Raw genomic sequence first — 5,803 nt, 5'->3', positions numbered from 1 at the left:
GCTCCGGCGCCGGAGCTGGGCCGGGCCGCGACACGTGACCAGGACCGACCGAATCCCCGACACCGGCAGCAGCTGGCGCTGGCGCGGTTGCGGGTGGCGCTGCTGGTGGTGAGTCTGCGCAGCGGCGGCGTGAGCTGGGACGGCTCGCCCAGCAGCAGGAGCGGGCGCCGCGCCCGGCGCCGGAGGGCCGACCGGCGCCCACCAAGCCGCCGCCGTCCACGACACCGCCGTCCACGACACCGCCGCGGCCGCGGCCGGGACACGGGAGCGACCGATGACCACGACCGAGCCCGGGCGGATGTATCGGAATCTGCACCACCGCGAAGGCGCCGGATGGCTCGCGGGCCTGTCAACCGGCCAAGCCGTGGTGGTGGGTGCGGCGTGTGTGCCGGTGGTGGTGGCGGTCGGGCGGGGCGGTGGTCGCCGCGTTCGGCTGGCTACTGGTCGCGGCCGGTGTGTGGGTGTTGGTGACGGTCCCGATCCGCGGCCGGCCCGCACTGTTCTGGCTGGTTGACCTGTGCATGTTCACAGCAGGAGGAGTTGTGATGGGCTGGGCTGCGTGGCAGTCGAAGGCCGCGGCCGGGCGCGCCGACGACCCGGACGCCCCGGACCTGCCGGGCGTGTTGGCCGGTTCCGGTTCCACGACGGCCCACCACTGGCCGACCAGCGCCTGTGTCTCATCCAGGACAGCGTCGACGGTCGGTGGGCTATCACGGGCGGCTCACGCACTCCGGGGTGGCGATGGCGTCGGCGGGCGAGTCCGAGGGCCTGGCCGCGCAGCTCGGGACGATGTTGATCGGCGTCGCGCACCGCGAGGTCATCGACCGAGTGTCGCTGCTGGTGCGCACCGTCCCCGATGACGGCACCGACTATGCGTTGTGGCGCGAACAGCACGAGGTCGACGACGCCCCCGAGCTGACCCGGCAGATCGCTGCGGAGATCGACCGGACTGTGGCCGCCGCGTCGGTGCGAACGGAGCTGTTCGTGACTGTGTGCGGGACCGAGCACTCACTAGACGCGCCGGCGGCGAAAGCCGGCGGCGGCGGCGTGGCGTGGCGGGCCCGCGTATGCCCTCTACCGCGTGTTGGACGGTGTCGCCGACGCGCTACGCGGTATCGGTGTCACTGAGGTGACCTGGCTGTCTTCCGCCGGTGTCGCTGAAGCGGTCCGGACCGGTTTCAATCCGGCCGCCGCAGCGCATCTGCGGCATCAGCAGCTGACTCGCCCGGACCGGGCCGGGCATCTGTCGTGGTCGATGGCCGGGCCGGTGCTGGCGCCGACCCCGGCGGCGCGGCATTACGCCCACGACGGATTCGCGACGGTGGCCTATGCCGTGCAGCCACCGGTCGGCGGCACGAGCTTCGGGTCCCTCGGCCCGCTGCTGGCGGTGCGGCGGGCGGGGGAGCGGCGGTCGTTGCAGATCCACTACGAGGTCCTCGATCCGTCCCATGCCCGCCGACACGTCGCCCGGACCCGGTTCCGCGACACCCTGATCGCCGACCTGAAGGCGACTCGCGGTTTCGGGACGACGGTGGAGGATCAGCAGCGTCACGCTGGTGGGCACGCCCACGAGGCCGCTGTGGCGGCCGGGCACGCCCTGGTCCGTTACACCATCGCCGCCGCGACCACGGTCCCGTCGGACTGGGCGGACTGGGGCATCGAGGACGCCGCGGCCGGGATCGAGAACGACGCCGCCGACCGCTTCGGCCTCCTCCGTTTGGAACTCACCCAGGACGCCGCGTTCGCCGCCGCATGTCTCCCGGTCGGCTACGGGCTGCCCGGGCTGCCGAACCGCAGGTGGCAACGATGACCACGTTCAGCTGGCGGGGGCGTCGTCGGAGCGCTCCGGTGTCGCGTAGCACCGGCGAGTTGCTGACTGCGTTCACCGACCTCACACCCGAACAACTCGCGGTTCCGGCGCCGCCGGAGACCGGCCGGCTCGATGACGGCATCGCCTGGAACCTCGACCCGCGCCGCGGACACCGCACCCACGGCCGCGGCTGGGCCCCGGTGGATGCCGCCCGCCGGCTGCCGGTGTTCCGGGCCACGACCGACCAGATCGGCGGCCTGTTCCCGTTGCTGGCCGCGCACGGTGTCCCCGCCGTCGGTGCCCGGATGGGCTACGACGTCGCCACCGGCGGCTCCTTCTACACCCACCCACCGGAATGGGTCCTGCGAAAGATCGTCACCAACCCGAACATGATCATCTTCGGGAAGCCCGGGCGGGGGAAATCCTCGACGGTGTGTGCGTTCTGCCTGCGGATGATGCCGTTCGGCTTCAAAACATTGATCTCCGGTGACCGGAAGGGCGAGTACACGCCGGTGCTGCGCGCACTCGGGATCGAACCGATCGCGCTCGGCCCGGGTCACCGCGCCGACTCAACGCCCTGGACCTCGGACCGCTACGTACGTACTGGCCGGCCTGGAGCACCGAGCGGCAACGCCGCGAACTCGACGTGATCCTCGGGCGCTGGAACCGGCTGCTGCTGTCGCTGGCCGCGGCCCAGGGCCACGTCCCGTCGGTGACCGACGAGTACGTCCTGCACGCCGTCCTGCGCCAGCTGGTCGGGGCCGACCACAGCAGCGACCAGCTCCGCCCAGTGACGATCCCGCAGGTCACCGGACTACTCGCCGACCCCGACACCGACCTGTGGACCGGGACCCGGTTCGCGGACCGCACCGAGTTCACCACCGCCACCCGCTCCGTCACCGACGCCCTGTCGAACCTGGTCACCGGCTCGTTGGCCGGGCTGTTCGATGCGGAGACGAACTTCGACCTCGACTGGGACGCCCCCATCCAGTCCATGGACCTCTCACGCCTCGATCCGCTCGGGGACAAAGCCATGAACGTCGCCCTGACCTGTCTCGGGATGTGGTCGTCGATGCTGACTTCCCTGCACAACACCGCCGGCGACGGCGCCGGCGGGGCTGCGGGTGGTGCGCCGCGGATCGTGGTCCGCGACGAGGTCTGGCGCCAGATGGGCCTGGGCCTGCGCGCGGTCCAGGCCATCAACGCCGACCTACGCCTGTCCCGCAGTGATCGCACCATCCAACTGTTGATCATGCACCAGCCCTCCGACCTCCACGCCGTCGGCGCCGCCGGATCGCACGAGGCGGCGATCGCGCGGGACTTCCTCGCGCTGTGCTCGACGAAAATCCTGCTCGGCCAATCGGACGCGATCACCGACGACCTCGCCGACCAACTCGGCCTGTCGAGCACCGAGCAGGCCGCGATCACCGGATGGGCCATGGCCGCCCAGGGCCGGGCACTGTGGAAACTCGACAACCGGCCCGGCATGAAAATCCAAACCGTCCTGTCCGGCACCGAAAAAACGATCTTCGACACCGACGCCGGCATGCGCACCGACCCTCGCGTCGAGGCCCTGAACAGCACAAACGGCACCGGCGGCCCGGACATCGGCGGCCAGCGCGGCGAGGCCGACGGCACCGTCCCTGGGATCGACGGTGTCAACGACACGTTGACGAAGAGGGCCGGTAGTGGGGCGGGGCGTGCTGGTCGCGGGCGGCCTGGGGGTGTCGGTGGTGCTGCTGGTGACCGCCGCGATCGGCGGGCTCGCCGTCGTAGCGGCGCTCGGGATCGCCGGAGGCCGCTTCGGGTGCGGACCCGACGGGGGACTCGGCGGCGGCGGGCAGACTGTGGACGGTGTCGACTGGACGGGTGAGCAGACTGAGAACGCGGCGACGATCGTCGCCCGGATCGTAGAACGACAGCTACCGCGGCGGGCGGCGGTGATCGCGGTCTCGACCGCGATCGTCGAATCGCAGCTGCGGAACATCGCCTACGGCGACCGGGACTCCCTCGGCCTCTACCAGCAACGCCCGTCCCAGGGCTGGGGCCCGCCCGCCCGGGTGCTCAATCCGGTCGCGGCCACCGACTCCTTCCTCGACCGCCTGATCGCCCTGCCCGGCTGGGCGAGCATGGCACCAGGGACGGCTGCGCAGGCGGTGCAGCGTTCGGCGTTCCCCGACCGCTACGCACCGCAAGAAGGCCCGGCCGCGGCGCTGGTCGAGCAGCTGTGGGTCGGCGAGGACAACCCGGTACCGCTACCACCGGGCACCGACAGCTCAGTCGCCACGAACACGCAGCTCGCTTCCACGGTCTATGCCTGCCCCGATTCCGGCGGCGCCGGACTCCGCACGGGCGGTGCGGGTGTCGTCGATGCGACGACGCTCCCACCGGGCTTCACCGCGCCCACCGATCCCGTAGCGCGGACGGCGGTCGGCTACGCCCTGGCCCAGCTCGGGAAACCGTACGTGTGGGGCGGGACCGGCCCGGCCGGCTTCGACTGCTCCGGACTCATGCTCGCGAGCTGGGCCTCAGCCGGAGTCGCGCTCCCCGCCGGGACGGTCAGCCAGAAACACGCCGGGACACCGGTCCGCCTCCAGGACATCGCGCCGGCGACCTGGTGTTCATCCCCGGCTCACTCGGCACGAGTGAGAATCCTCGGCACAACGGCATGTATGTCGGCCACGGCCTGATCGTCAACGCCTACGACACGTCTAGGGGCATCGTCCTACAACCACTCACCGAATGGGAAAGTGACATCACTCACATCCGCCGGGTCCACACGCCCGCACCGACCAACGCGCCGGCGCCTGCGGCTGCTGCGGCAGGCACGACGCCATGACCCACACCGTCGTCTGCCCGGTCGCACTCACCGCGAACACGACATCGTCCAGGACGGAGACCACACGACATGATCATGATCAACCACTTGAGCTTCCCGACGACCGACGCGCTCGGTCTGCGGTGGGACGACACCGCTGGTGGCTACCGGTGCCCGGCATGCGACCACGAACCGCGAACGGTGATGTTCGGCCCGGCCGAGGCACTGGTCTGCAGCGACTGCGCGACCTACTGGCTCACGCCCACCGCCGGCGACCACCGCAGCACGGGCCGGGCGGCGTAGGCCCGGTGGACCGGCACGATCCTGGGATAGGTGGTGCGGGCGATCCTGACCGGACCCCGGCCCGCTACGCTCAGCTCACAGTCCATGACTGCGGCGCCCCGAACTTTTGGCAAAGGGAAAGGGCGCCGCAGCCACCGATGATCAGCGTTGCCGCTGCTGCTGCTGGTTTAGCCGCTGCTGCTGCTGGTCCCAACTGCAAGGGGCACTCTAACCATGACCCGCCGAAGCGTCGAGACCCCCCTCGACCTCGACCTCGACCTCGACCTCGACCTCGACCAGCTGTACTCGCTGCCGGTGGTGGTTGCCCCGTTTGTGCCGGCTGGCCTGGCCGCTTCGTCCTGGGCGGGGGTGCGCGGTGAGCGTCAAGGCGATGGAGGCGGTGTTCCGGTCTGATCTTGGAGGTCGGGAGCGGATGGTGCTGCTGGCGCTCGCGGATCACGTGAACGTCGATGACGACACGAATGTGTGTTGGCCGAGTGTTCGGCTGTTGGCGCGGAAGACGGGGTCGTCGCGGTCGACGGTGCAGCGGGCGATCCGGGAGTTGCGGGCGCTGGGTCTGGTGCGGGTGGTGCGTCGGTATCGGGCGAACCGGTCGCAGAGTTCGAACGGTTACCGGGTGATGCTCTCGGAGCTTCAGCGCCGCGAGCTGGCGGCGGCCCAGGCGAAGGCCCAGGCCGAGATCGAAGAGCTCGACGCGCTGTTTGAAAGCGCCTATCCCTCGGTCGCCGTCCCCGTTCCGGGACCGGGGACCGGGCCCGACGCGGAGGGCTCGGTGGGTGTCCCAGCGAGAGGCTCGGTGGGTGTCCGGCGGCGTCGGGAACGGTCCAGTCCGAGGGCCTGAACATCGAAGATCTGCAGGCTGGGGGGGGGTG

The 5,803-nt window shown here is 70.9% G+C and carries 9 protein-coding genes; 8 read left to right on the top strand and 1 reads right to left on the bottom strand.

The genetic code is table 11. From position 1 onward, the window contains the following. Positions 1-349 precede the first annotated feature (349 nt). Complete coding sequence (locus KPL57_RS64160; protein WP_226359334.1) at positions 350-523, bottom strand: hypothetical protein; 174 nt, start codon at positions 521-523, stop codon at positions 350-352. A 179-nt stretch (positions 524-702) separates the two neighbouring features. Between KPL57_RS64160 and KPL57_RS64155 the strand changes: the two genes are divergently transcribed. The 8 genes from KPL57_RS64155 to KPL57_RS64120 all read left to right on the top strand — a co-directional run bounded on the left by KPL57_RS64155 (position 703) and on the right by KPL57_RS64120 (position 5,772). Beyond that, positions 703-1,128 carry an SCO6880 family protein gene (locus KPL57_RS64155; protein ID WP_226359333.1) on the top strand — a complete coding sequence of 142 codons (426 nt, stop codon included), beginning with the start codon at positions 703-705 and terminating at the stop codon, positions 1,126-1,128. Beyond that, entirely contained in the window at positions 1,082-1,810 is a 729-nt protein-coding gene (locus KPL57_RS64150) for an SCO6880 family protein (protein ID WP_374203994.1), read from the top strand. Before KPL57_RS64155 ends, KPL57_RS64150 begins: the two co-directional genes overlap by 47 nt. Further along, positions 1,807-2,460 carry a hypothetical protein gene (locus KPL57_RS64145; protein ID WP_226359331.1) on the top strand — a complete coding sequence of 218 codons (654 nt, stop codon included), beginning with the start codon at positions 1,807-1,809 and terminating at the stop codon, positions 2,458-2,460. Before KPL57_RS64150 ends, KPL57_RS64145 begins: the two co-directional genes overlap by 4 nt. Continuing rightward, positions 2,457-3,683 carry an ATP-binding protein gene (locus KPL57_RS64140; protein ID WP_226359330.1) on the top strand — a complete coding sequence of 409 codons (1,227 nt, stop codon included), beginning with the start codon at positions 2,457-2,459 and terminating at the stop codon, positions 3,681-3,683. Before KPL57_RS64145 ends, KPL57_RS64140 begins: the two co-directional genes overlap by 4 nt. After that, positions 3,658-4,500, top strand: a complete 843-nt coding sequence (locus KPL57_RS71585; RefSeq protein WP_226359329.1) for a C40 family peptidase — start codon at positions 3,658-3,660, stop codon at positions 4,498-4,500. Before KPL57_RS64140 ends, KPL57_RS71585 begins: the two co-directional genes overlap by 26 nt. A gap of 236 nt (positions 4,501-4,736) precedes the next feature. After that, the gene (locus KPL57_RS64130) at positions 4,737-4,931 is read left to right on the top strand and encodes a hypothetical protein (protein ID WP_226359322.1); all 195 of its coding nucleotides are present in this window, start codon (positions 4,737-4,739) and stop codon (positions 4,929-4,931) included. A gap of 213 nt (positions 4,932-5,144) precedes the next feature. Continuing rightward, the gene (locus KPL57_RS64125) at positions 5,145-5,324 is read left to right on the top strand and encodes a hypothetical protein (protein ID WP_226359328.1); all 180 of its coding nucleotides are present in this window, start codon (positions 5,145-5,147) and stop codon (positions 5,322-5,324) included. Further along, positions 5,302-5,772: a helix-turn-helix domain-containing protein gene (locus tag KPL57_RS64120; RefSeq protein WP_226359327.1), complete on the top strand. Its 471-nt coding sequence runs from the start codon at positions 5,302-5,304 to the stop codon at positions 5,770-5,772. The genes KPL57_RS64125 and KPL57_RS64120 overlap by 23 nt, the downstream gene beginning before the upstream one ends. Positions 5,773-5,803 lie beyond the last annotated feature (31 nt).

The sequence above is a fragment of the Pseudonocardia sp. ICBG601 genome, assembly GCF_020496245.1.
The sequence above is the reverse complement of the archived record's forward strand: the minus strand, read 5'-3'. Positions and strand labels throughout refer to the sequence as shown.

Coding starts and splice junctions, on each gene's coding strand:
- KPL57_RS64160 (WP_226359334.1), bottom strand. CDS start 523: ATGCACAGGTCAACCAGCCAGAACAGTGCGGGCCGGCCGCGGATCGGG.
- KPL57_RS64145 (WP_226359331.1), top strand. CDS start 1,807: ATGACCACGTTCAGCTGGCGGGGGCGTCGTCGGAGCGCTCCGGTGTCG.
- KPL57_RS64125 (WP_226359328.1), top strand. CDS start 5,145: ATGACCCGCCGAAGCGTCGAGACCCCCCTCGACCTCGACCTCGACCTC.
- KPL57_RS64120 (WP_226359327.1), top strand. CDS start 5,302: ATGGAGGCGGTGTTCCGGTCTGATCTTGGAGGTCGGGAGCGGATGGTG.